This is a genomic window from Candidatus Ozemobacteraceae bacterium, from assembly GCA_035373905.1.
Classification (GTDB): domain Bacteria; phylum Muiribacteriota; class Ozemobacteria; order Ozemobacterales; family Ozemobacteraceae; genus MWAR01.
This window is the reverse complement of sequence record DAOSOK010000004.1, coordinates 19,254-42,363: the sequence shown is the minus strand read 5'-3', so window position 1 is coordinate 42,363 and position 23,110 is coordinate 19,254. Positions and strand designations below refer to the sequence as shown.

Here is a 23,110-nt window from a genome sequence, read left to right as displayed (position 1 = left end):
GTGGTGGATCAGATTGTCAGGGCGGATTCAGGTGTAATACAGCCAGTCCCTGGTCGCGAGATCGTATTCGAAGAGTTCGCTCGGCGCGAAGTAGATCGGCGTTTCGAGGTCGACACTGGCCTGCGAATCGGAACCGTGGACGAGGTTGTGCTTGGTGTCCAGGGCCATATCGCCCCGGATGGTGCCGGGTTCGGCCGCGAGCGGATTGGTCGCTCCCATCAGCTTGCGGACAATATCGATGGCGTTTCGGCCTTCGAGCACAAGCGCCAGGCACGGCCCGGAAAGCATGAAGGCGACGAGCGACTCGTAGAACGCCTTTCCCTTGTGGCAGGCATACTGGCGCTCGGCCTGTTCGCCGGTGATGCGAACCATTTTCATGCCGACGATTTTCAGCCCTTTAGACTCAAAGCGGGAGATGATCTCTCCCGCTTTGCCGCGCTGGATGCCGTCAGGCTTGATAAGAACGAAGGTTCGTTCCCTGATGTTGTCTGTGGTCATTCTTCCTCTCAGTTGTGGAGCTGAAAAAGCATCGTGGCCCGCGTGCCGCGGGAACTCGACTGGACGACGGCCCTGTCGGAGATGCCTTTCATGATGCACAGTCCGCGCCCGCGCTCGAACAGCAGATCGGAAGCCTCGAGCGAATCGATGTCGACGTCATGGACCATACCGTTGCCGAAGTCTTCGACGACAATCACGAATTCCGGACCCTCGATCGAAAACTGCAGATCGATGAAGCCGCCGTCACCGTTGTAGGCATGCTCGATCGAGTTCATCAGCGCCTCTTCGAGTACCAGAACGACCCGGTTGGTGCGTTCTGGGGAAAGGCAGAGATGGTCGCAGATTTCGCGAAGCGTCAGCACCGCGTTCGCCATGTACATCCGTTCGGCAGGGATGCGCATGTGAACAGACAGGCCCTCCGGGGACATGCTGACCGTGCTGCTTTCGCCGGCTTCGTATGCCTGAACGAGCGTCATACCCGTACCCCTCCGGCTTCGCCGGATCATTCCTTCGACGCGATGATGCGGATGACGTCTTCTTTCGTCTGAGCCTTCTTCAGTTCTTCGATGAGATCCTGGTAGCGAAGAAGGCGAGAGATGCGCGCCAGAAGTTTGAGATACAGGCTGCCGGACTCGATGGGTGCGGCAAGCAGGAAGATCAGATGAACGGGGTCACCGTCTACGGAGTTGAAGTCGACGCCTTTTCCACAGCGGGCAAAAGCGATGGACACTTCGTTGACCGTGTTGGCACGGGCGTGAGGAATGGCGATCCCGGAACCGATCGCGGTACTTCCGAGCTTCTCGCGGTCGAGAACGGCCCGAACGAAGGAGGTGCTATCTACGACCTTGCCCGATGACGAAAGCATCGTCGAGAGGCTCGCGATCGCATCGTTCTTGGAACCGGCGTCGAGATCGAGATTGATGAAGTTTTCCTGGAGCAGTTCCGATATCATCTTTTTTTCTCCTGCGTAGGCTCGATTGCTGTCTTTGTTCAAGCAGGATTCATGCCAAGTTTGGAATACGTGATGTACAATCTTTTTCACGCCGGATACGTGTATTTTTTTCACATCCCTCCTCTCTCGTGTTTTTTTCACACATCCTCTTTCCGGAAAACGTACCATCCCGGAACGCCGCATACAGAGGAGCGGCCTTGCGCCCATCGCGATTCAATGCGTTTTCAGCCCTCTTCATCGAGACCGTGCTTTTTCAACTGGTGTCGCAGGGCGAACCTGGTCAAGCCGAGGAGTTTGGCCGCCTCACCTTTTTTGCCTTCGCACTCCCTGATCACGTCCTGCACGATCCGTTTCTCAACGGAATCCACGTATTCCTTGAGATTGAACCCGGGGGTTTTCCAGGGCCGGTCGGACGGCAACACAGGCGCCTGGGTCATGGCGGGCCCACGCCAGCTCCGCATTTCCTCGGGAAGGCTGACGGGTCTGATCTTGTTCGTCGTTTCGAGAAGGGTCGCACGCTCGATGATGTTCTTCAACTCGCGCACGTTGCCCGGGAACGCGTATTTCTGAAGGATCTCGCAGGCCTCCGGTGAAAAGCCGGAGATATCCTTCGAAAATTCGCGGCGGAACTGGTCGAGAAATGCGCGGGCGAGCAGCAGGATGTCGTCCTGGCGTTCCCGAAGGGGAGGCAGGAAGACGGTGAAGACGTTCAGCCGGTAGAACAGGTCGCGGCGCAGGCGACCGTCTTCCATGGCCCGCTCGAGATCGGCGTTGGTGGCGGCGATGATGCGGACATCGACCGAGATGTCGGTCGAGCCGCCAACGCGCCGGAAGCGTTTTTCCTGGAGGACGCGCAGCAGCTTGGCCTGCAGATTCGGATCGAGATCGCCGATCTCGTCGAGGAAGAGGGTTCCCCTGTCGGCCAGCTCGAAGAAGCCTTTTTTCTGCCGCTGGGCGTCTGTGAACGCGCCTTTTTCGTGACCGAACAACTCGGATTCGAGCAGGGTGCCTGTAACGGCGGCGGCGTTCACGTCGATGAAAGGCTGGCCGGCCCGGGTGCTCTGCTGGTGGATCTGGCGGGCGACCAGCTCCTTGCCGGTTCCGGACTCGCCCCGGATCAGCACCGTCGTCCGGTCGCTCTGGGCCGCCATCGCGATGTGGTCGCGCAGCTGCTTGATTTTCAGGTTGTCGCCGAGAATCTGCGCGAAGTTGTTTTCGACACGCTCGCGAATGTACTGCAGCTGATTTTTCAGCAGCGACGTCTCGACGATCTTCCTGATGAGAAGATTCACTTCCGCCAGGTTGTAGGGCTTGGAGAGATAATCGTATGCCCCGCGTTTCATCGCGGTCACGGCCGTCTCGACGTCGCCGAACGCCGTCATCACGACGACGGGAACGTTCGGATCGAGCTGCTTGATTTCCAGCAGGAGATCGAGGCCGTTCGCGTCCGGCAATCGAACATCAAGCAATATAATATCTCCGCCTTTTTCAGAGAAGTAGCGGATGAAATCCCGGCCGTTCGGGAAATCGAAAATCTTGTAGCCCTCGGCTTCCAGGGACTCCCGGAGGGTCCACCGGATCATGTCCTCATCGTCGACAACGAGAATCTCAATGGCCATGAATCAGCCCACGAGCCGCGCGCGACGCACGGCCGCGACGATTTCGGGCCGCAGTTTCTCGCCCGAGTGCTGGAAGAGCGTGAGGAACGTCTGGTAGAGGCTCTGCGAGCGGCATTCCATGAGAAGCCGGAGGATGTGCCTGCACAGGCCCGGTTCCTGCTGATGGAAGGACCGCGCGACCATCGAGAGGGCTTCGCGGGTGCCGATCTTGATCAGAGCTTCGGCGGCGGCCTTGCGCGCCCGGCCCGAAAGATCGCCCAGCAGCTCGTTGAGGGCATCGAGATCGGCCTTGTTCTGGGTTTCCAGGTATTTCACCTGATGGACCGCGGCCCGGACGGCGCCGTCGTCGTCACTCGCCAGTTCCTCGATGTGCTTGAGCGCATCGCTACCGCCGAGACGGGCCATCGAGAGCACCGCCTGGTAGCGCACCAGCCAGTGGGCATCCTTCATCGACGCCTTCAGCAAGGGGATCACCTCGGAACTGCCGATCCCGCCGAACGCTTTGAGAATGCCGCTCCGCACCATCGGGTCGCGGGCTTCGGGAAGGATCTTCTTGAGCATCCCCATGCCGCGGGGGTCGCCGATCTCGGCGAGGGTTGCGAGGGTCTCGAGAACAACCTTCTCGTCGGCGTCGTTCATCAGGTTGATCAGCGGTCCCATATCGTCGAACTCGAGATATCGGAACGCCACGGCGACGGCTCGGCGCGCGTAGGATTCCTTGTGCGAGGCGAAGGCGAACATCTCTTCCTTCTTGTTCCAGCCCATGACTTCGTAGAACGGGATCGGCGGAAGCGCCGGCCGCAGTTTGATCGGTTTCCACTCGCGGAAGTCGAACAGCGGAATGGCGAGGCGGTGGACGTCGTCATCCACGTAGATCATGAAATCGCCGGCGACCTCGGAAAGCGCCTCGGCCGTATAGACCGCCTTTCCCGCATGGGAAACGGGACCGAGCGGGCCGCGCTTGATGCGGGCGATTTTTCCGCTGGAAATGCCGACGGAGAGTCTGGCTCTGGCCGCCTGGAGGGCGGGCTGGGACTCGAGAGCCTTCTTGAACCGACGTACGGCATCGAACGCGCAGACGATCGCTTCGAACACCGGGTCGTCACGCTCCTCGTCGATGCCGAACAGCCACAGGTGGTCGAATTGACTGGTCAGGTAGACGCTGTAGGGGAACGGCGCCTTCTCGGGCGACAGGATCGCCTCGACGCTCGCCAAGGTCTGGGCCCAGGTTTCCTGGTCGGTCTGGAGCTCCTCCGGAAGCCGGATCTGGACGATGACGGCCACGCCCTGTTTCACGGAAACCTCGGTGGGCGGCGGCACCTGGTCATCGAGGAGGAGACGATATCTCAGATCCTCTTCCGAGCCGACCTGGACGCTGTCGATATCGGCCAGGGAACGTGCGTCCCCGGCCTGTTCCGCCTTGAACCGGCGTTGTCGCGCCGCGGCCGAAACGGCCTGCGGGGGAACGTCGACACCCGCCTCCCGGGACACGCCCGGCGGTTCGTTCGGCGCCCCTCCTGCCTGTCCAGCCGCCGCCGATGCGGCGTTCATCGCGCCGGCGTCTTCGGATTCGGGCCGGGCCGGATTCTCGTCGACCGTATACTCTTCCTGGTCGTCAAGGGAAAACATGACAAAGACCAGCAGAATAACGATAACGGCGACAACCACCATGAGAATCGAGTTCATCTGCGTTCCTTTCCCGTCACCGGTCGCGATAACCCAGGTTCCGGACCCAGGCATCCTGCTTGCGCCAGTTCGGGCGCACCTTGATCCAAAGCTGTAAATAAATATCACGCCCGAGAATCCCGTTCAACCGTTCGCGGGCGAGAGAACCGATCGCCTTGATTCCTTCTCCCTCGTGACCGAGAAGGATCTTGCGGTGACTTTCCCGTTCGATGACGAGATGGGCCTCGATGAACGTCTTTCCGTTCTCCCGCTCCTTGAACTGCTCGACCAGCACGGCAACCGAGTGAGGAACCTCGTGATAATACTTCTCGAGAATGACCTCGCGGATCGTCTCCTCGGCGATCTCCCGCTCGGTCTGGGACGTGAAAAGTTCGCCGTCGTAGGCGTGCGGGCTCGGCACGAGCACGTCGAACACGGCTTTCTTCAGCCGGCCGAGACCGGTGCCTTTTTCCGCCGATACGCTGAACGTGCCTGCGAACGACGCGAACGCCGCGTATTCTTTGGCGACGCCGTCGGGATCGGCTTTTTTCCGCTCGTCGAGTTTCGTCAGGACCAGATACAGCGGCACATCGCTCCCGAGCCAGGCAAGGAGATCCTTCAGATGGGCCGCATCCTCTTCGGGGCTGATGTCCGTCAGATCGACCAGATACAACGCACCCTGGAGCCCCTCGGCGGTCGCCTCGATCTCGCGCGCCATGAAGGCGTCGAGGCGATTTTTGATCGCGTGAAGGCCCGGCGTGTCGCAGAAGACGACCTGCGAGACCCCTTCCGTAAGGATGCCGAGGATCCTGCGCCGCGTGGTCTGCGGGCGTTTCGAGACGATCGACACTTTCTCGCCCACGAGGGCGTTCACCAGCGTCGACTTGCCGGCGTTCGCCCGGCCGAAGACGCCGACGGCGCCGAATCTGGTTTCCTTGTTTCCTTCGCTCATGGTCGTCTCCTTCGGCGGTCAGAGGGCGCCGGACGGGTTGGCAACGGCAGGGAGACCGGCCGATGCGGAGGCCGGGGCGGGGGGCGCCGCAGGCTGGGGTGTCACCGGCGCCGTCGCGGAGGCAGGCGCGGTCGATGTCCGATTCGCGGGCGCGGCGGCGGCTGTCTTTCCTGCGGGCTGCTGAACGCCCAGGAAGGCGATGATGTTCTGGGGAACCGGAGGATCGAACGCGAGCCGGTTGATCGGTGACACAACCTGGATCCAGACGGGGCTCTTGTTCGAAAAGAAGAACGGCTTCCCGGTCTCGTCGAAGAACCGCGTGAACTCGCGCGGCGCGGTCTTCTTCCAGACGATTTGCCGCGCCGTTCCGCCGTACAGCACCAGCCCGCGGCCTTCGCCGATGAAGCTGATCTCCTGGCGCCCCTTGTCGTCGATGACGCGCATGTTGGCCATCTGGATGACGACGGTCCCGGGGGACACCGGCTTGAGAGTCACGCGGTCGAGCTGCTGCGCCCCGTTCATGTACCGATCGTAGCGGCCGGTGCGCGGGTTGAATTTATATGAAGCGGTATAGTTCCCGTGATACCGGATCGAAACGCCGTTGCAGGCGATGTTTCCGGCCGTGGGATTCTCGCCGTACGGCAGGGGCAGTTTCTGATAGGGAAGCTGCATCGGGTATTTCTGGTTCATCACCTCGATCAGCTTCTGCGGCTTTGTGTAGAGATTGTGCGGGGCCTTGCGGGAATTGTCGCGGAAGAAGGGCGTGCCGTTGCTGATCTCGTCGATCGAGAACACCTTCTGCTCGCCGATGTATTTGTAGCCGTTCGGACTGCCCCCGCAATGCACGTAGAGGGCGTTCACTTCGAGCGCCCGGTCCACGAAGTATTCCCGGCAACTGCGTACCGGCCCGACGATCTCGGGCACGTGATAATACAGCGCCATGAACCTGGTGATGCCGCCCTCGACCGGGATCTCGTAGACCACCTCGGCCTCGTGCATCGCGGTCTGGGGGCGGGCCTGGTTGTGATTCTCGATCATGATCGCGAGGGGCCGCATGCCGGGCGTCTCGCGCACCTGCGGATCGGAACCGCCGGTCCAGGGTTCCAGCGGGGTGAACGCGGCCGGCGCCTGCGCGACCGGACTCGGAAGCTCGGGAAACGAAGCAGGCGGCGGCGTGACGGCGACCGCGCCGCTTGCCGGCACGACACCCGCAGCTGGAGGAACGGGCTGCGCGGCGATTCCTGCGACGGTCGCCTGCGGCAGGAGGGTGCGCACCCCAATCGGGTGAAAGAACGCGCGCCGCCGGGCGACAACGTCTTCGGGAGACGGGGGAGCGTCCAGCACGGCTGTTCTCGGGCCGCTCGGCCCGGAAGCCACAGGCAGCGGCTCGCCAGCGGCGACGGCCGCATGCGGGGATATCGGCGCGGAAGGCGCATGCACGGCGGGGGCGATCGCCGACGCGGGGTTCGGGGCGGGGGCCGGGGTCTGCATGACCTCGAGATCGCCTTTCGACGGGCTCAGGGGCATGAGCATGACGCCCGCCCGGGCGGCGAGGGCGCGCCGCTTGATGAAATGCGGATACAGCCTGTGACAGTCGGCCAGAATGCGCGACAGTCGATCGCTGTAATAGATCGAGAGGGGACTCGCCTGCTTCTCGAACTCCTTCGCCCGCGCGTCGAGCCAGTTCAGCATGTCCATCACTTCCTGCTCGGCTTTCGGATTGGCAAGCAGGACGGAGCCGGAAGCCCCGTCCGCCGCGCGTTCCAGCTCCACCTTCACGGCCGCAGCGGCGTCGCGCACGTCGAGATACTGTTTCATGTCGTCGAATCCCTGGGCCGAAACGGGCGCTCCCGCCAGGTTCCAGAGAAACGCCGGCAGCATCGCCGCCAGGGATCGCCATGACCGGTTCTTTATATATATCATACGCTCTTTTTCCTTCGTCCCGTCAGTGGGGAATCGTAAACTCTTCGTCGGTTTGGGCCGGCCGGAGGGTCTCCTGCGCGGTTGGTTTCACGAGGCCGCCCGAGATGACGAGTTTCATCGCCTCCTCGATGCTGAGGTTCATTTCGATGATCTTCGTCCGGTCGACGATCAGCAGGAAGCCCGAGGTCGGATTCGGCGTCGTCGGAACGAACACGCACAGCATGCTCCGCCCTTTGAATCCATCGGTGACCTCCGCCGGAAAATCTCCCGTCACGAACCCGACGACCCAGCTGTCCTCCTTCGGATACTCGACAAGCACGACGCGCTTGAACTCGCCCTTGTGCTGTTGCAGGACGACGTCGGAAACCTGCTTGACGCCGACATACAGCGACCGGACGACCGGCAACGACTCGAGGGACCGGTCGACCCAGGTGAGAACCCGCTGCCCGATCACGTTCTGAGCGATCCGGCCGGCGACGACGAACAACAGCGCCGTCGCGATGAGGCCGAAGCCGGGAATCCGCAGGCCGATCGCTCCGCTCACGGCATTTCCAAGGATGCCGTCGGCGAAAATGAACAGCTGATAGATGATGAACAGCGTCACGAAGGCCGGAACGACCAATATAACGCCCGTGATAAAATAGCTCCGCAGGATGTCGTGGAGCGTCTTCAACCCGTTGAGAACGAGCTTCAGACCGTCCTTGAAGCGATCCCTGCCGTGACCGATCATGTTTTCTTCTCTCCGCGTTTTCCGTCACCCGGGTCGATCCGGACCTTCAGCACCCGCCTGCTGTCGGCCTGGAGAATTTCGAAGGTGCAGCGGGCGATCCCGAGTTTTTCCCCGGTCTGGGGAATGCGACCCGCCGTTGCCAGTATAAGCCCATTCAGGGTCGATGCGCCTTCGGTTTCGATAAATTCTATCCCAGTTTCCCTCCGGAAATCCGCGAGGCTCATATCGGCCGGGGCGGTCAGCGTGCCGTCGTTATTCGCCTTCAGGCTGGTGACGGGCTCGTCGAGCTCGTCCTGGATCTCGCCGAACACCTCCTCGAGCAGGTCTTCGAGCGTGACGAGGCCAGACACCGAGCCGAACTCGTCGAGGATGATCACCGCGTGGAAGTTGTCTCGGCGCATTTCCCGGAGCTGCTCGAATGCGTTTTTCATCTCGGGCGAGAAGACGGCCGGCGACAGGAGTTCTCTGAGAGACGCGGGCTGCCGAGGGCGCAGGAACAGGTCCTTGAAATACAGGAAGCCGATCACCTGGTCGATCCGGCCCTCGTAGACGGGAATGCGGGAATACCCGCCTTCCATCACCAGCTTCCGGGCCTTTTCTATCGGAGTGCTCACGTCGAGGGCGACGAGCCTGGGCCTCGGGATCATGATCTCGCACAGCCGCGTGTCCTTCAGGCCGATGATACCGCGCGCCATGCGGGTCGGCTTCTCCCGCAGAACCCCCGAACTCGCGCCCTGGCTCAACAGAATCAGCAGCTCATCGCGTGAGATGTTCCTGCGCTTCCTGCTTCCGGCCACTCCGAGGAGCCGAATGATGCCGCGGGTGAACCAGGTGACCGCGACGATCGGAACGCTCAGGATCCGGTCGGAAGCCTTCACGAGCGGAATGAACCGCGTCGACATCTCGAACGGCTTCGCGACGAACACCATCTTGGGAAGCAGTTCGCAGAAAATGAGGATGAATACCGACATCGCGATGGTTCCGGCGGTTACGAGAGAGGGCCGGTAGTAATGAAGCAATTCCGTCCAGACCGACGTCGCCACGACCATCGTGAGGTTGATCCCGATCAGCGTCAGCGCCAGAAAACGCTCCGGCTGGAGGATGATCTTGAGCAGCGCCCGCTCCGCGACGGCATCCGGCTCCTGCGCCTGGTGCTTGATCATCTCGAGATCGAGACTGACGAAGCCCGTTTCGATACCGGCATAGGCACCGGCAAGGAAGAGGCAGGCGGACACGAGGGCCAGCGAAATCAGTATCGTCATTTCCCACTTTCCGGGACGTCGCTCCGGCTTTCTATTCGATGAGATCGTCCGGCCCGAGGTCGGGTTCCGGCTCCGGAGCTGGCTTTCGGGTGACTCTCAGTCTCAGGATCCTGTTTCCCTTGAGCTCGACGACCTGGAAACAGGCCTGCGGTTCGTCCAGTTTCTCGTCGCGGCGCGGAATGCGGCCAAGCTTTTCGAGAACGTACCCGCTCACGGTCTCGGAATCCTCGTATTCGAGCTTGAGGCCCAGTTCGGTCTCGAGATCGGCGATGCCGTACCGCGCATCGACGCTGAAAACGTCGGGCCCGACCTCGATGATGGGGGGAAGCTCGTCCTGGTCGTACTCGTCGATGATTTCGCCGACGATCTCCTCGAGGAGATCCTCGATCGTCACGAGGCCCGAAACGCCGCCGTATTCGTCGACGACGACGGCGAGATGCATCTTTCGCTTCTGGAACTCGCGCAGCATGTCGTCGAGCTTTTTCGTCTCGGGTACGAAACAGACCTGCCGGAGCAGCTTGGTCAGATTGAAATTGTCGCGCATCTCCTCGTATCGCATCAGCAGGTCCTTCACGTAGAGAACGCCGACGATCTTGTCCAGGGAGCCGTCGTAGACGGGGAAGCGGGAATGGCCGTCCTCGCGCAGGAATTTGAGAAGCGCGTCGAGAGACGTGTTGATCGATATCGCCATGATGTCGGGACGGGGCACCATGACCTCCCGCACGAGTGTGTCGCCGAACTCGAACACGGAACTGATCATTTCCTTTTCGTCGCGCTCGATGATGCCGACTTCTTCCCCGAGCGAAAAATAGCTGTCGATCTGGTCCAGGGAGGTGGCGGAACCCAGCTTGCGATTCCAGTCCGCATAGGACGGAACCAGTTTTGCCAGGGTGACGTTGATCGCCGTGGTGAAGGGCGTCAGGAGAAACATGACGAGCCGCAGGGGCTTGACGACGACCCGCGCGAAGCGCTGGGCGTTGAAGATCGCGACGGTTTTCGGAGTGATCTCGCCGCAGATGAGCAGAAGGATCGTCATCATGCCGGAGGCAATGGCCACGGAAACGTGAGGAGAAGCCCCAAGCGGGGAAGAGGCAAGCCACGCGACCTTGGGCAGTTCATCCACGAGGAACGCCGTGGCCATCGCGGTGGCGGCGACGTTGACGAAGGTATTTCCCAGCAGGAGGGTGATGAGAAGCCGTTGCTTGTCCCCAAGAACGGTCAGGATCTCACCGGCCTGGCCGTCTCCCTCGTCTTCGAGCTTTTTCAGCCGCAGGGGGGAAAGGGAGAAGAAGGCCGTCTCGGTTGCGGAGAAGAAAGCCGAACAGCAGAGCAGGAGACAGAACACGAGAACGTAGACGGGGTCGGTCATGGCATCGGCACCCCGCATGCCTGGCTCCGTGGCTTGCGATCGCAGGAAGAGGCCCCGGGGTCATCCATTGAGATGCCGACCTCCGGTTTTCCCGGCCCGCTTCGGCTTTTCCGAAGCCTGGGTTCCGGCGTCCGGCGAAGGTTTCCGGCCGGCGGGCCGCGCTTTTTTTTCCACCCGTGCGATCAGAGTGGCGGGGCCTTCCGTCTCGAGCCCCTTTAGGAGCTTCCTGTCGCATAGATAGCGGCAGATGGCCGCTTCTCGATCGCGCATTCGGAGCTGTTCGCCCCGGGTGTCGTGATCGTAGCCCTGCAGGTGAAGGATACCGTGGATCAACAGGAAGGCGACCTCGAGGCCGATCGAATGGCTGAGCTTTTCCGCCTGTCTGGCGGCGGTCTCGACGCTGATGACGACGTCGCCGATCGCCCGTACGCCGGTTTCCAGCTCGTCGTCCTCGATGGGGAAGGACAGGACATCGGTCGGCCGGTTGTGGCCGAGGTAATCGTTGTTCAGCTTCTGGATGAAATCGTCGTCGCACAGGACGATCGACAGCTCCACGTTGTCGGGAGCATCCTCGAAGCGAAGTATTTCAACTGCTATACTTCGAATCCTGGAGATATTGAATTTACTCTTCTTTTGCCGGTTGCTGATGAGGATTTCCATCGGCGCCTCCCTTCGGCTGGTTCGACAGCTTGCCGGGGTAATCGATTCTTCCATGATACATGGAAGTGAGGACGCGAACAAAGGTCTGCTCGATGCGTTCGATGTCCTTGAGCGTCAGGTCGCTCTCGTCGAGCTGGTTCTCGTCGTTGAGCTTGTTTTCCACGATCTTCTTGACCAGCCCCTCGATGCGACTGTGGGTGTGCTGGGACAGGGTGCGCGAGGCGGCTTCCACCGCATCGGCCATCATGATGATCGCCGCTTCCTTCGTCTGGGGCTTCGGGCCGGGATACCGGAACCGTTCTTCGCTGACGGTCTGACCTTCCGTGTCGGTCTTGGCCTGCTCGTAGAAGTAGCTGATCAGCGTCGTGCCGTGGTGCTGGGTGATCAGCGACACGACCCGCTCGGGCAGGGCGTATTCCCGCGCCAGGTCGGCGCCGTCGCGGATGTGGCCGACGAGGATGAGGCTCGACATGTAGGGGGTGAGCTGGTCGTGCTGGTTCGTCGTCGTCTGATTCTCGACGAAATACAGCGGCCGTTTCAGCTTTCCGATATCGTGGAAATACGCGCCGATCTTGGCGAGCAAACCGTCGGCGTTGATCTCGTTCGCCGCCGCCTCGGACAGGTTGGCGACCATCATGCTGTGCTGGTAGGTGCCGGGGGCCTCCTCGGCGAGGCGCTTCATCAGAGGCTGTGACAGGTCGGCCAACTCCAGGAGCCGCGAGCCGGTCGCCAGGGCGAAGAAGCTTTCGACGTAGGGAAGCACTCCGTTCGCGGCGATGCCGGCAATGAGGCCATTTCCGAAGGCGCAGGAGACCATGATGCCGATACTGCGCAAATTCGAGATCGTCACGCTCTCGCCGTCAAGCATCAGCAGGCCGAGGAGCGCGACCGCGTTGGCGAAGCCGGCTTTCAGGCCGGCCCAGCCGATCATGCCGCGCAGGTTTCCCTCCTTCGACGAGTGCAGGACGAGGGTGCCGAGAATGCCGCCGAGAAGGCTGACGATCGCAAGCCGCGCGTTGGCTTCGGTGAGGATGAACAGCAGGATTCCCAGGAGCATCTGATGAAACAGGGCCAGCTGGAAGTCGAGGAGCAACACCATCAGCAGACCGATCGCGGGAAGCGGGGAAAGCAGGAGGCAGATTTCCCACTGGTCGTATGCGCTGCCGACGGCGATGACGATCTTCGCCAGGAACAGCGTGGCGATCCAGAGGCCGGCCGTCAGCCGGAACAGTTCCGACTCTTTCAGGATCTGGTGGCGTGTCAGGCGCAGGTGCGCGAGACAGATCAGCGTGAGAAGGGCGGCGAGCAGGAGGTTGCCGATCAGGGCCAGCACCCGATTCTTCTGGAGCTGTTTCTCGAGCGTTTTGAGTACGTATACGTCGTCGGCGCTGACGATGACGCCGCGGTCGACGATCTTCTGCCCCTTCTGGAAATTCCGTTTCACCGGCGTTACGGAGCGGCTGGCAGATTCGCGCCGCGCCCGGGTCGCCTTCTCGTCCTCGATCGAGTTTACCATCAGGGCGTTGCGGACGATGTCGGTGAGCACCTTCTTGAACGGCGCCTGGCCCGGCATCGTGTCGGTGTTTTTCTTCACGTCGGCGCGGACCGAGTCGAGAGTGCGGGCGCTGATGATCGTCTGGTTGTAGTTCAGCAGCATCTGGCGTCCCGTCACGTTCACCCGGTCAATCTCCGCGGAGGAAAGCGCAAGCGACATGCGAAGGCCTTCTTCGTCGAGAAGCCTGTCGGATGGGAAGTAACTCGCGATGACGTCCTGCCTGAGGTCGGTCGGCTCCCGGTCCCGCCAGTCATGCGTGAAGCGGCCCAGGCTGCCCATGAACCGGCTGAACCGGCTCAGCATCTCGGCTTCGGCATCGTCGATGTGGGTGATGACGGGCTCGACGCGCTCTTCCTCGAGGCGGCGAAGCTCGGCGGTCTTGCGTTCGTCGACGAAGCTGATCGCGCGCGGCGCGACGATGGTCTTCGGCGCTTCGTGGCCCTCGATGACTTCGGGGCTGAACGAGTTGAAATCGATGAACAGGATCAGGACGACCGCGGCGAAAAAGACGGCGAACTCGCGGATGAACAGCTGCTGGCGCTTGGCGGGGAGATCCAGCCATCGCAGGAAGTTCGTCAGGATGAAGGCGGTGCGCTCGCTCACGACAATCCCCCTTCCTCGCCGTAATACGCTTCGTATGCCTGGATGATGCGGCGTACGAGCTCGTGGCGGATAACGTCCTTCTCGCCGAGATCGATGAACGCCATGCGCTCGATTCCGCCGAGGACTTTGCGCAGCGTGAAGAGCGACGAGTCCTTCGGCGCGGGCAGATCGATCTGCGTCCGGTCGCCGGTTACGACGACGCGGGAACCGTATCCCATCCGGGTGAGGAACATTCGCATCTGCTTGTCGGTCGTGTTCTGGGCCTCGTCGAGAACGATGAACGCCTCGTTGAAGGTTCTGCCCCGCATGTAGCCGAGGGGGGTGATTTCGATGGTGCCCTGGCGAAGCAGCTGCTGGAATCTGGAGATGCCCAAAAACTCCTGAAGCGCGTCATACAGCGGGCGGAAATGCGGATCGACCTTTTCCATCAGGTCGCCCGGGAGATACCCCAGCTTTTCGCCGGCCTCGACCGTCGGCCTGGAGAGGATCACCCGCGTGACCTCGCGTTCGCGCAAGGCCTTGACCGCCATCGCGCAGGCAAGGAACGTCTTGCCGGTGCCGGCGGGCCCGATCGATACCGTGATCTCGTGCGACCGGATCGCGTCGAGATAGGCCTGCTGCATCGGCGTCTTGGCCCGGACCGACCGGCCCGAATGCGTCATGAGGATCTCAGGGTAAGAATCCCCCGCGGTACGGGCGCCGGGTTTCTCCTCCGCGCCCTTCCCCGCCTCAGGGGCCGGAACCGTCGCCTCGGGTTTCCGGTGGTTCGCGTCGTTCTCGGCCTGGCACTCGCCGAGCAGGCGGCGCATGTCGGCGGGGCTCATGCCGCCCTCGGTCTCGATGCGTCGGGTCAGGGCGTGGATGAACCGCTTCACGAGCCTGATCTTGCCGGGATCGCCGCCGACCAGGAGCTGGTTGCCCCGTGCCCGCACGTTCACGTCGGAAAGACTGCGCAGCAGGTCGAGGCCGCGCGAATCGCCGGCGCCGAGCATGTGCCGGCACACATCCTCGTTGAGTTCGAGAATCACCTCGGGCCTGCTCATGCGACGATCGCCACTTCCCTGTCGGCTGGTTCCAGCGTGATCCGGCCGAAACCGCCGCTCTGAAAGCGCTTCACCAGGTCGAGCGCCGCCCGGCGTTCGTCTGGCACCCCGCCCCGGGCCACGAAGTTCATTCGGCGCGCATATATCGGAAGATATACATCGAACGAGCCCGCGGCCTCCTCGGTGAAGCCGGGCAGGGCGCCCGCCGATTCGATCGTCGCGAGGATCTCGCAAAGTTTGCGGGCCCGCGAGGACTGGTCCTCGTCGTTTCCGGGCACGGTATTTATAAGTCTCAATATATCTCCCCGTTTCAGGAGGCCGAAATCGAGCACGCCGGGAAGGTCCAGCAGTTCGAGGCTCCCGGGAAGTTTGATCCATTGAATGTCGCGGGTTACGCCAGGCAGGTTCGCGACGCGCGCGGCCTTGCGGCCGGCGAGCGCGTTGATGAGCGTCGACTTGCCGACGTTCGGAATGCCGATGACCATCAGGCGCCGCATCCGCCGGACCGAACCGGCGGCCGCGGCGGCTTCGTCCGTAAAGGCGCGAAGCCGCTGAGCAAGATTTTTGACGGATGCGGGCTTGCGGGCATCGAGGGCGAGGCACGGCTGGCCTTCCGCCTCGAACCGGCGTATCCACTTCGTCGTCTGGTTTTCGTCGGCAAGGTCGGCCTTGCCGAGGACGACGAGCGAGGGCTTTCCGAGGCGCTTCACGAGCCCGGGAAGCCTCGAGGAAAGCGGCATCCGCGCGTCGAGCAGTTCCACCACGAGATCGACGACCGGAATGAACCGTTCGATCGAGCGGAACGCCTTGCGGATATGGCCGGGGAGCTCCCTGTTCATCTGCGCATCTCCGGCCGTCACCCCTCCTGACCGGAACCGGGGCCGCCCGCCGATGAGGGAAGCCGTTCGGAATGCGGATAGACGGGATGCGGATAGCTCCGGATCGCGCGGAAACGGCCCGCGGGCCAGTACAGCAAAACGGCTTGGCCCTTGAGGTTTTTCAGGGGCATGGGCCCCCAGTAGCGGCTGTCGGCGCTGTTGTTGCGATTGTCGCCCATCACGAACAGGCTGTCCGTCGGCACCCGGGTCTCGAAATCCTGCCAGGGCGGCTCGGCGATATACGGCTCGTTCAGCGGAACCCCGTTCACCGAGACGATCCCCTCGATGATCCGGATATGGTCGCCGGGCAGGCCGATGACGCGCTTGATGAAATCGCGCGGCGCGGCGTTCGGGTTCTTGTCGGGGTATTTGAACACGACGATGTCGCCACGCTTCGGAAGGGCGAACCAGTATCTCGGACCGAACGGAATCCGGCCGTCAAGCGACAGATCGGCCACATACGCGAACCGGTTGACCAGGATGCGGTCGCCGGCGCGGGTGAGCTCGTTCGTCACCGGGTCGCGTTTCTCGCCGAGAAGCGTCGGCTCCATGCTTCCCGTCGGTATCCAAAACGCCTGTAAAACGAGGCTCCGGATGATGAGGGCGAGCAGGAAGGCGATGAAAACGGTCTCGTTCCACTCGCGGAACGAGGATTTGTAGTGCATGGTAAAGCGGCACTCGTCCGCGACGGTTCCGTCGGGGCGGGTGATGCGGACGGCGATGTCGTTCGCGCCGTTCCGGAGGGTGATCGCCGTTTCGAACCGGCCGCGCTCGGGCGGCGGCAGGGGAAAGCGCAGCGCCGACCGGCCGCGCGGATGCTGTTCCAGGGTCAGCTGGAAGTCATCCGGCAGCCGGCCGGACACCGTTCCCAGGATGGTGAGAGCGGACTCGCTGAGGACGTCATCCGGATCGAGACGATCGACGGCAATGGCCGTCGACTGACCCGAACGGACGGAAACGCCGGCGATCCCGACCGCCTTTGCGCCGGCGACACCTGTCACCGGCGACAGGGCATCGTGGCTCACTCCTCGGCCTTCGCCACCATCAGCTTGTCTTTGACGCGGGTCTTCTTGCCGACGCGATCGCGCAGGTAATACAGCTTCGCGCGGGCGGCCTTGCCGCGGCGGACGACCTTGATCTCGGCCAGGTTCGGCGAGTTGAGCAGGAAGGTGCGCTCGACGCCGACGCCGTAGGAGATCTTGCGAACGGTGAAGTTTTCGCGGAGGCCGGCATAGCGGCGGGAGATCACAACGCCCTCGAACGCCTGGAGGCGTTCCTTGTCACCTTCGCGAACCTTGATGGCGATGCGCAGCGTGTCGCCCGGAACGAACTCCGGAACGCTCTGGCGGTTCTTCATGTAGCCGCGTTCGATGCTTTCGATAGTGGGATTCATGCGTATGCTCCTTCAGGATATTGGATGAACCGGTTCCCGGTTCAGGGGGTCGTTGGTGCGGCGAGAGGCGCCCGGACGGCCGCGCCGGCGGCGATCGCCGCCTGGAGAGCCTCCCGGTCTTCTCTCGTGATTTCCCGGGAAGAGAGAACATCGGGACGTCTGACGGCCGTCGTCAGCAGGGCCTGACCGCGACGCCACTCGACGATGCGCTCGTGATGGCCTTCCATGAGCGTCGCCGGCACGCCCCGCCCTTCCCAGGCGGCGGGGCGCGTGTACTGCGGGTGGTCGAGAACACCGGTGTAGAACGAATCCTGTTCGACGGACTCCTGCCTGCCCACGGTGCCGGGAATCATACGCGAGACGGCGTCGACGAGCGCCATCGCGGCTATTTCGCCCCCCGTCAGCACGTAGTCCCCGACCGAGATCTGCAAATCGAACTCGGATCTGATGCGCTCGTCGAAGCCTTCGTACCGGCCGCAAACGAGGATGAGCCGCGGACAGCCGGCAAGCTCGCGGACGAGCTGCTGGGTCAGCGGGACGCCCTGCGGCGTCAGGCCGACGACGGCCGCCGGCGGGCCGGCGCGGCGCACGTCGCGGATGCAGGCGGTCAGAGGCCCCGGCTTCAGGACCATGCCCGGGCCGCCGCCGAACGCCGTGTCGTCGACCGTCTTGTGACGGCCGTCGCCGTATTCGCGGAACGAATGTATATCGATATCTATAAGTCCCTGGCGTCGAGCGGCCCCGAGCACGCTTTCGTCGAAAACGCGGTCGAAGATGCCCGGCAGGAGGGTGATGATATCGATCTTCACATGTGTTCCTTCGTCAGTCCACCGGAATGTGCCGCTCGAGCGGCTCGGTCAGGCGGATCGTGTGGGTCTCGCGGTCGATCGAGGCGAAGTTCGCGCGCCGGTAGGGCACGAACACCTCGCCGGCACGCGGTGAACGCACGACGAGATACGGGGAAGGCACTTCGCTGACCAGGGATTCCACCACGCCCTCTTCATCGCCCTGCGGGCCGACGACCTTCATGCCCTCGAGCTCGTCGGGATAGAAGGCCCCCGGAGGCGGAGGAACGCGGTCGGCCCGGTCGATCACGAACTCGCCCGGCATCAGCGTGCGGGCGGCGTCCATGTCTTCGATGCCTTCGAAGCTCAGGTCGATCTGCGCGGGCGACGAGGTCTGCCGCCAGTCGACGACCTTCAGCCTGACGATCGGCTGGCCCTGCCTGCGCAGGTTCAGCTCGGCCCCGGGCGCGAACCGCTCGGGGTTGTCGGTGTTCATGGTTATCCGCACCCAGCCCTGGAGGCCGACGGCCTTCGCGAGACGGGCGATGACGACCGGGCCGGCGTTTCCCGCGGGGGAATCGGCCGCCGTCTCGGCTGCGGAAACCAGAATCTTCGCCATGGTCAGACCAGTTCCATCATGACGCGCCGTTCACCCGGGAGCGAAGCCGCTCTCAGGATCGTGCGCAGCGAATTGATGGTCCGGCCTTTTTTCCCGATGACTTTTCCGTTGTCTTCGGGGTGGACCTGGACCTCGTAAACCACGGTCCCATCGCCTTCGATCGCCTTGACGTTGACTTCGTCAGGGTGCTCGACGAGGGCGGAGACCAGGTCGTGAATCAGTGCCTGGGCCGAATCGTGAGTCACGTCGGACACGCTCCTTTGTCAGATGAAGAGCGCCGTTCAGGCGGTCTTCGTCCACTCGAGGCGGGTCTTGCCGTTCTCGGAGATCTGGTTCTGGCGAATACCCTTCTGGCGGAGAAGAGCGCGAACGGTCTCAGACGGCTGGGCGCCGACCTTGAGATACTCCATCACTCTCTCTTCGTTGAGGATGATGTGAGCCGGCTGGGCAAGCGGATTGTAGTGACCGAGGTTCTCGAGGCTCTTTCCATCGCGGGTCTTGCGACCGTCAACGGCGACGACGCGATAGCAGGGCCGATTCTTGGTGCCCAGCATCTTGAGGCGGATAGTGACTGACATGCGTATGTACTCCTTTTCGATCGTTCCTGCCGGGCAGTGCCGGCCGGCGTGTTCCAATTCTTACGTTCTTCCACCGAAGAATTTCGAAAGCCGCGAGCTTTTCTTGCCCATGGCCCCGAGGCTCTTCATCATCTGGCGCATCTGGGAAAACTGCTTCAGAAGCGCGTTCACACTTTGAATATCGTTGCCGCTGCCGGCCGAGATGCGCTTGCGCCGGCTTCCGTCGATCATGTCGGGGAACGAGCGCTCTTCGGGAGTCATCGAATGGATGATCGCCTCGAAGCGTTTGAAGTTCTTGTCGTCGAACGAGAGCTGATCAAGCCCCGGCACCGACGAGAAGCCCGGGATCATCGACAGAAGCTGGCTGAGCGGCCCCATGCGCTTGATCTGGTTCAGCTGGTCGAGAAAATCATTGAAGTTGAACTCGGCCTCGCGAAGCCGCCGTTCCATGTCCTTCATTTTCTCTTCGTCCATCGTGGCCTGGGCCTTCTCGATGAGCGTCATCACGTCGCCCATGCCGAGGATGCGCTGGGCCATGCGGTCGGGGTGGAAGGGCTCGAGGGCCGAGGATTTCTCGCCGATGCCGACGAACTTGATCGGCTTTCCCGTCACTTCGCGGATCGAGAGAGCCGCGCCGCCACGGGCGTCGCCATCGAGCTTGGTGAGGATGATGCCGGTCAGTTCGAGCAGGTCGTTGAAGCTCTTGGCGCTGTTGACGGCGTCCTGGCCGGTCATGGCGTCGACCACGAGCAGGATCTCGTGCGGCTTCGTCGCCTCTTTCAGCTCGCGAACCTCGTTCATCATCTCGTCGTCGATGTGCAGGCGACCGGCGGTGTCGATGATGACGGTGTCGAGGTCTTTATCGCGGGCGTGCTCGATCGCGGCACGGGCGATCTCGACCGGGCGCGTGCCGCTGGGCATCGTGAACACCGGCACATCGAGCTGCGAACCGAGCACTTCGAGCTGCTTCACGGCGGCCGGGCGGTACACATCGCAGGCGACGAGCAGGGGGGACTTATGATCGTTCTTCCGGAGATGCAGGGCCAGCTTGGAGCAGGTCGTCGTCTTGCCGGAGCCCTGGAGGCCGGCCATCAGGATGACCGTGGGCTTCTGCGGGGCGACGGTCAGCTTGGCGCGCTCGCCGCCGAGCAGGACGACCAGTTCGTCCATGACGATCTTCACGACCTGCTGGGTCGGGGTGAGGCTCTTGAAGATCTCGACGCCGACAGCTTTCTCCTTCACGCGCTTGGTGAACTGCTTCACGACACGGAAGTTCACGTCCGCCTCGAGCAGGGCCATCTTGACCTCGTTCAGGGCGGCATCGATATCGGCCTCGGTAAGCTTGCCGGAGCGGCGAAGCCGCTCGAAGACGGCGGCCAGCTTGCCTGAGAGATTCTGAAACATGGTTCACGCCTCACATACAACGAATGAAATGAAGAATAGGAAGAGCCAGTATACATGAAGAGGGCGGGCAAGTCAAGAAAGGCGGGTACCCCGCCGGGTTTTCGACGCCGGCTAAACTCGGTTCGTCATCGGCTTTTGCAAGTTTGACGATTTTGTATCTTGACACGACGCCAGCATTGTGCCATTATTGCCCCCGATCCGCAATAATTCAACATCTAGGCACGAAAGGGGATATTCGCCATGCCGACGAACGACTGGTTGATCGAAGAGGAGATGATGTCTCCGAAGAAGCGCTGGGAAGACGTCGACGAGGATGAGAAGGACGAGGAAGACGAAGACCTCGAAGACGAAGACCTCGAAGACGAAGATGAAGAAGATTTAGAAGACTTCGACGACGAAGAAGACGAAGACTTCGACGATGATGAAGAAGATCTCGAGGACGACGAAGACGAAGACTTCGACGACGATGACGAGTTCGACGACGAAGACGAGGAAGACGAAGACTTCGAGGACGACGAAGACGAAGATTTCGACGACGACGAAGACGAAGATTTCGACGACGAGGAAGAAGAAGACGAGGACGACGAGGACGACGAGTAAACCGTCGCCCGCTTCCGGTTCTCTCGTCCGGCTGCGTGAGAAGCCCCGCCGCAACGGCGGGGTTTTTCATTGCACGGAATGCGGAAGACCTGCCGCGGATGAAAAACGGCGCCGGATCCATGGCGGGATCCGGCGCCGTTCGTCGCGTAACGCTTCGCTGCGGCTACCGGTGCAGCCAGTAGCGGGCTTTTTCCTCCTCGAGGAGGGCGCCGAGTTCGTGCTCGGAAATGCCGAGGTCGCGAACATCCTGGCGGTTCACGAGCCAGAGCCAGTCATCGTGATTCCAAGCGCCGTTCTTCATGTGCACGAACTCCCGCAGTTTCCCGATGAGGAGTTCGCGCGGCGTCAGGGGCTGCGAAACGGGCACGGGCTGTGCGGCGACCGGTTCGTCGACGCGAACCGCATTTCCCGCCCGGCCGTGGAAGGCATACACCTTCAGCCCTTCGCGCTTGCCGAGTTCGATCAGATACTCTTCGCGAACCATCGCCTGGAAGAGGCGGTACATGGAACCCTTCTCGTTTTTATCCAGGCGGTTCTTGAACAGATCGCGGTTGACGTCGTTGGCCGTGAAATCGTCGCGGACCTCGATGTACCGCATGATCTTCTTCACGTTCTTCGAGATCACCTGGTGCAGATGGATGTTCCGGTCGTTGTCGCACCGGCGCTTGTTGCGGGTACCCTCAACGACGCCCTTGCAGAATGGGAGCTCACACGTTCGCTTCCGTCCCATGGATTACCTCTTTTTGCCTTTTCGCCATCGTTTCATGTATGAAATGCACGGCGTGACCTTGCGGATCACGACCGGTGCAAGTGTAACCGAGCGCAGTCACCTTGTCAACGATTTTCGCGGAAGGGCACCAACCCGTGCATTCGCCGCTTCCGGCCGTTGCGATTGTCGATGCGGCATAGTATAATTCCCGATGAATCTGGGGGACCCCGGGAGGTCAGGATGCCGCAACTCCGCAAGGATCCAGTCACCAAGCGCTGGGTGATCATCGTACACGAAAAGGCCAAGAGCCCGAAGGATTTCCCTTCGGCCAAACCGAAGGCCCAGACCGGAAAATGCCCGTTCTGTCCGGGCCAGGAGGCGATGACGCCCCCTGAAGTCATGTCCTACCGCGAGCCGAACACTCTCCCAAACCAGCAGGGCTGGCAGGTGCGCGTCGTTCCGAACCGCTACCCCGCCCTCCAGATCGAAGGCGATCTCGACCGAACCGGCCTCGGGCTCTACGACATGATGAACGGCGTCGGCGCCCACGAGGTCATCGTCGAGACGCCCGTTCACGATCAGGGCTTCGAAGCATACTCGAAACAGCACGTCCTCAAGATCGTCAGCGCCTACGCCGACCGGTACCGCGACCTCAAGCGCGACAGACGGTTCCGCTACATCCTGCTGTTCAAGAACTCCGGCGCCGCCGCGGGGGCGAGCCTCGATCATCCGCACTCCCAGCTGATCGCGACCCCGATCATCCCGAAGCGCGTCATGGAGGAGGTCGAAGGCGCCCGCCAGTATTACTACTACAAGGAACGCTGCGTCTTCTGCGACATCATCCGCCAGGAACTGAGCGCTGGCAACCGGATCATCCACGAGAACGAGAGTTTCGTCGCGTTCGCGCCCTTCGCATCCCGTTTCCCGTTCGAAACCTGGATCGCCCCCAAGGATCACAAGGCGTCGTTCGGCGACATCGAAGAGGCAGAACTGGACAACCTTGCCGAGATGATGAGCGGCACCCTCCGACGTCTCATCAAGACGCTCGACCAGCCGCCATTCAACTACATCATCCATACGTCTCCTTGCGACGAGCACTGCGCCGACTACTTTCACTGGCATATCGAGATCATGCCCCGACTGACGAAGGTCGCGGGCTTCGAATGGGGCTCGGGCTTCTACGTGAATCCGGTTCCGCCCGAGGATGCGGCGAAGTATCTCATTCAGGCGTCGCTCGACGAGGAGCAAACCGGCGAACCGGGAGTTTCCGCCGATGCCCCCGCCGTAAAATCCGGCACGAGTGCGAGGTAGCC

The 23,110-nt window shown here is 62.1% G+C and carries 24 protein-coding genes; 2 read left to right on the top strand and 22 right to left on the bottom strand.

What is annotated here, in order from left to right; genetic code table 11:
• Positions 1 to 27 precede the first annotated feature (27 nt).
• The 21 genes from ndk to ffh form a co-directional block, all read right to left on the bottom strand.
• Entirely contained in the window at positions 28 to 498 is a 471-nt protein-coding gene (gene ndk, locus PLU72_02645) for a nucleoside-diphosphate kinase (GenBank protein ID HOT27059.1), read from the bottom strand.
• A gap of 8 nt (positions 499 to 506) precedes the next feature.
• The gene (locus PLU72_02640; GenBank protein HOT27058.1) at positions 507 to 974 is read right to left on the bottom strand and encodes an ATP-binding protein; all 468 of its coding nucleotides are present in this window, start codon (positions 972 to 974) and stop codon (positions 507 to 509) included.
• A 26-nt stretch (positions 975 to 1,000) separates the two neighbouring features.
• Positions 1,001 to 1,450 (bottom strand): PTS sugar transporter subunit IIA, encoded by a 450-nt coding sequence (locus tag PLU72_02635; protein HOT27057.1) that lies wholly within the window; start codon positions 1,448 to 1,450, stop codon positions 1,001 to 1,003.
• 224 nt (positions 1,451 to 1,674) lie between these two features.
• Entirely contained in the window at positions 1,675 to 3,069 is a 1,395-nt protein-coding gene (locus PLU72_02630) for a sigma-54 dependent transcriptional regulator (protein ID HOT27056.1), read from the bottom strand.
• A gap of 3 nt (positions 3,070 to 3,072) precedes the next feature.
• Complete coding sequence (locus tag PLU72_02625) at positions 3,073 to 4,755, bottom strand: HEAT repeat domain-containing protein (GenBank protein HOT27055.1); 1,683 nt, start codon at positions 4,753 to 4,755, stop codon at positions 3,073 to 3,075.
• A gap of 16 nt (positions 4,756 to 4,771) precedes the next feature.
• Complete coding sequence (gene era / locus PLU72_02620; GenBank protein HOT27054.1) at positions 4,772 to 5,686, bottom strand: GTPase Era; 915 nt, start codon at positions 5,684 to 5,686, stop codon at positions 4,772 to 4,774.
• An 18-nt stretch (positions 5,687 to 5,704) separates the two neighbouring features.
• Positions 5,705 to 7,609: a DUF3048 domain-containing protein gene (locus PLU72_02615; GenBank protein HOT27053.1), complete on the bottom strand. Its 1,905-nt coding sequence runs from the start codon at positions 7,607 to 7,609 to the stop codon at positions 5,705 to 5,707.
• 22 nt (positions 7,610 to 7,631) lie between these two features.
• On the bottom strand, positions 7,632 to 8,339 hold the full coding sequence (locus PLU72_02610) for a DUF502 domain-containing protein (GenBank protein HOT27052.1): 708 nt from the start codon (positions 8,337 to 8,339) through the stop codon (positions 7,632 to 7,634).
• Entirely contained in the window at positions 8,336 to 9,601 is a 1,266-nt protein-coding gene (locus PLU72_02605) for a hemolysin family protein (GenBank protein HOT27051.1), read from the bottom strand. Before PLU72_02605 ends, PLU72_02610 begins: the two co-directional genes overlap by 4 nt.
• Before the next feature lie 31 nt (positions 9,602 to 9,632).
• On the bottom strand, positions 9,633 to 10,988 hold the full coding sequence (locus PLU72_02600) for a hemolysin family protein (GenBank protein ID HOT27050.1): 1,356 nt from the start codon (positions 10,986 to 10,988) through the stop codon (positions 9,633 to 9,635).
• Positions 10,989 to 11,030: 42 nt separating this feature from the next.
• Positions 11,031 to 11,630: an rRNA maturation RNase YbeY gene (ybeY, locus tag PLU72_02595; protein HOT27049.1), complete on the bottom strand. Its 600-nt coding sequence runs from the start codon at positions 11,628 to 11,630 to the stop codon at positions 11,031 to 11,033.
• Positions 11,593 to 13,788 carry an HDIG domain-containing protein gene (locus PLU72_02590; protein HOT27048.1) on the bottom strand — a complete coding sequence of 732 codons (2,196 nt, stop codon included), beginning with the start codon at positions 13,786 to 13,788 and terminating at the stop codon, positions 11,593 to 11,595. Before PLU72_02590 ends, ybeY begins: the two co-directional genes overlap by 38 nt.
• Positions 13,785 to 14,831, bottom strand: coding sequence for a PhoH family protein (locus PLU72_02585; protein ID HOT27047.1), 1,047 nt, complete (start codon positions 14,829 to 14,831; stop codon positions 13,785 to 13,787). Before PLU72_02585 ends, PLU72_02590 begins: the two co-directional genes overlap by 4 nt.
• Positions 14,828 to 15,670, bottom strand: a complete 843-nt coding sequence (locus PLU72_02580; protein HOT27046.1) for a 50S ribosome-binding GTPase — start codon at positions 15,668 to 15,670, stop codon at positions 14,828 to 14,830. Before PLU72_02580 ends, PLU72_02585 begins: the two co-directional genes overlap by 4 nt.
• A 17-nt stretch (positions 15,671 to 15,687) precedes the next feature.
• Positions 15,688 to 16,374 carry a signal peptidase I gene (lepB, locus tag PLU72_02575; protein ID HOT27045.1) on the bottom strand — a complete coding sequence of 229 codons (687 nt, stop codon included), beginning with the start codon at positions 16,372 to 16,374 and terminating at the stop codon, positions 15,688 to 15,690.
• Positions 16,375 to 16,730: 356 nt separating this feature from the next.
• Positions 16,731 to 17,102: a 50S ribosomal protein L19 gene (gene rplS / locus PLU72_02570; GenBank protein HOT27044.1), complete on the bottom strand. Its 372-nt coding sequence runs from the start codon at positions 17,100 to 17,102 to the stop codon at positions 16,731 to 16,733.
• 41 nt (positions 17,103 to 17,143) lie between these two features.
• A complete protein-coding gene (gene trmD, locus PLU72_02565) occupies positions 17,144 to 17,911 on the bottom strand; it encodes a tRNA (guanosine(37)-N1)-methyltransferase TrmD (GenBank protein ID HOT27043.1) in 768 nt (255 codons plus the stop codon).
• A gap of 13 nt (positions 17,912 to 17,924) precedes the next feature.
• Positions 17,925 to 18,506, bottom strand: coding sequence for a ribosome maturation factor RimM (rimM, locus tag PLU72_02560; protein HOT27042.1), 582 nt, complete (start codon positions 18,504 to 18,506; stop codon positions 17,925 to 17,927).
• A 2-nt stretch (positions 18,507 to 18,508) separates the two neighbouring features.
• Positions 18,509 to 18,751, bottom strand: a complete 243-nt coding sequence (locus PLU72_02555; protein ID HOT27041.1) for a KH domain-containing protein — start codon at positions 18,749 to 18,751, stop codon at positions 18,509 to 18,511.
• A 36-nt stretch (positions 18,752 to 18,787) separates the two neighbouring features.
• Complete coding sequence (gene rpsP, locus PLU72_02550; protein HOT27040.1) at positions 18,788 to 19,084, bottom strand: 30S ribosomal protein S16; 297 nt, start codon at positions 19,082 to 19,084, stop codon at positions 18,788 to 18,790.
• Between the two features lie 60 nt (positions 19,085 to 19,144).
• Positions 19,145 to 20,488 carry a signal recognition particle protein gene (gene ffh, locus PLU72_02545; GenBank protein HOT27039.1) on the bottom strand — a complete coding sequence of 448 codons (1,344 nt, stop codon included), beginning with the start codon at positions 20,486 to 20,488 and terminating at the stop codon, positions 19,145 to 19,147.
• Positions 20,489 to 20,746: 258 nt separating this feature from the next.
• On the opposite strand from ffh, the gene PLU72_02540 reads away from it, so the two are divergent.
• Positions 20,747 to 21,088, top strand: a complete 342-nt coding sequence (locus PLU72_02540; protein ID HOT27038.1) for a hypothetical protein — start codon at positions 20,747 to 20,749, stop codon at positions 21,086 to 21,088.
• Positions 21,089 to 21,251: 163 nt separating this feature from the next.
• Here PLU72_02540 and PLU72_02535 read toward each other — a convergent pair whose 3' ends face one another.
• Positions 21,252 to 21,818 carry a hypothetical protein gene (locus tag PLU72_02535; GenBank protein ID HOT27037.1) on the bottom strand — a complete coding sequence of 189 codons (567 nt, stop codon included), beginning with the start codon at positions 21,816 to 21,818 and terminating at the stop codon, positions 21,252 to 21,254.
• A gap of 219 nt (positions 21,819 to 22,037) precedes the next feature.
• On the opposite strand from PLU72_02535, the gene galT reads away from it, so the two are divergent.
• The gene (gene galT / locus PLU72_02530; GenBank protein HOT27036.1) at positions 22,038 to 23,108 is read left to right on the top strand and encodes a galactose-1-phosphate uridylyltransferase; all 1,071 of its coding nucleotides are present in this window, start codon (positions 22,038 to 22,040) and stop codon (positions 23,106 to 23,108) included.
• Positions 23,109 to 23,110: the final 2 nt, after the last annotated feature.

Bases quoted from the DNA above. Each gene is read 5' to 3' on its own strand.
- ndk (HOT27059.1), bottom strand. From the start codon at position 498: ATGACCACAGACAACATCAGGGAACGAACCTTCGTTCTTATCAAGCCT.
- PLU72_02640 (HOT27058.1), bottom strand. From the start codon at position 974: ATGACGCTCGTTCAGGCATACGAAGCCGGCGAAAGCAGCACGGTCAGC.
- PLU72_02635 (HOT27057.1), bottom strand. From the start codon at position 1,450: ATGATATCGGAACTGCTCCAGGAAAACTTCATCAATCTCGATCTCGAC.
- PLU72_02630 (HOT27056.1), bottom strand. From the start codon at position 3,069: ATGGCCATTGAGATTCTCGTTGTCGACGATGAGGACATGATCCGGTGG.
- PLU72_02625 (HOT27055.1), bottom strand. From the start codon at position 4,755: ATGAACTCGATTCTCATGGTGGTTGTCGCCGTTATCGTTATTCTGCTG.
- era (HOT27054.1), bottom strand. From the start codon at position 5,686: ATGAGCGAAGGAAACAAGGAAACCAGATTCGGCGCCGTCGGCGTCTTC.
- PLU72_02615 (HOT27053.1), bottom strand. From the start codon at position 7,609: ATGATATATATAAAGAACCGGTCATGGCGATCCCTGGCGGCGATGCTG.
- PLU72_02610 (HOT27052.1), bottom strand. From the start codon at position 8,339: ATGATCGGTCACGGCAGGGATCGCTTCAAGGACGGTCTGAAGCTCGTT.
- PLU72_02605 (HOT27051.1), bottom strand. From the start codon at position 9,601: ATGACGATACTGATTTCGCTGGCCCTCGTGTCCGCCTGCCTCTTCCTT.
- PLU72_02600 (HOT27050.1), bottom strand. From the start codon at position 10,988: ATGCGGGGTGCCGATGCCATGACCGACCCCGTCTACGTTCTCGTGTTC.
- ybeY (HOT27049.1), bottom strand. From the start codon at position 11,630: ATGGAAATCCTCATCAGCAACCGGCAAAAGAAGAGTAAATTCAATATC.
- PLU72_02585 (HOT27047.1), bottom strand. From the start codon at position 14,831: ATGAGCAGGCCCGAGGTGATTCTCGAACTCAACGAGGATGTGTGCCGG.
- PLU72_02580 (HOT27046.1), bottom strand. From the start codon at position 15,670: ATGAACAGGGAGCTCCCCGGCCATATCCGCAAGGCGTTCCGCTCGATC.
- lepB (HOT27045.1), bottom strand. From the start codon at position 16,374: ATGCACTACAAATCCTCGTTCCGCGAGTGGAACGAGACCGTTTTCATC.
- rplS (HOT27044.1), bottom strand. From the start codon at position 17,102: ATGAATCCCACTATCGAAAGCATCGAACGCGGCTACATGAAGAACCGC.
- rimM (HOT27042.1), bottom strand. From the start codon at position 18,506: ATGGCGAAGATTCTGGTTTCCGCAGCCGAGACGGCGGCCGATTCCCCC.
- rpsP (HOT27040.1), bottom strand. From the start codon at position 19,084: ATGTCAGTCACTATCCGCCTCAAGATGCTGGGCACCAAGAATCGGCCC.
- ffh (HOT27039.1), bottom strand. From the start codon at position 20,488: ATGTTTCAGAATCTCTCAGGCAAGCTGGCCGCCGTCTTCGAGCGGCTT.
- PLU72_02535 (HOT27037.1), bottom strand. From the start codon at position 21,818: ATGGGACGGAAGCGAACGTGTGAGCTCCCATTCTGCAAGGGCGTCGTT.
- galT (HOT27036.1), top strand. From the start codon at position 22,038: ATGCCGCAACTCCGCAAGGATCCAGTCACCAAGCGCTGGGTGATCATC.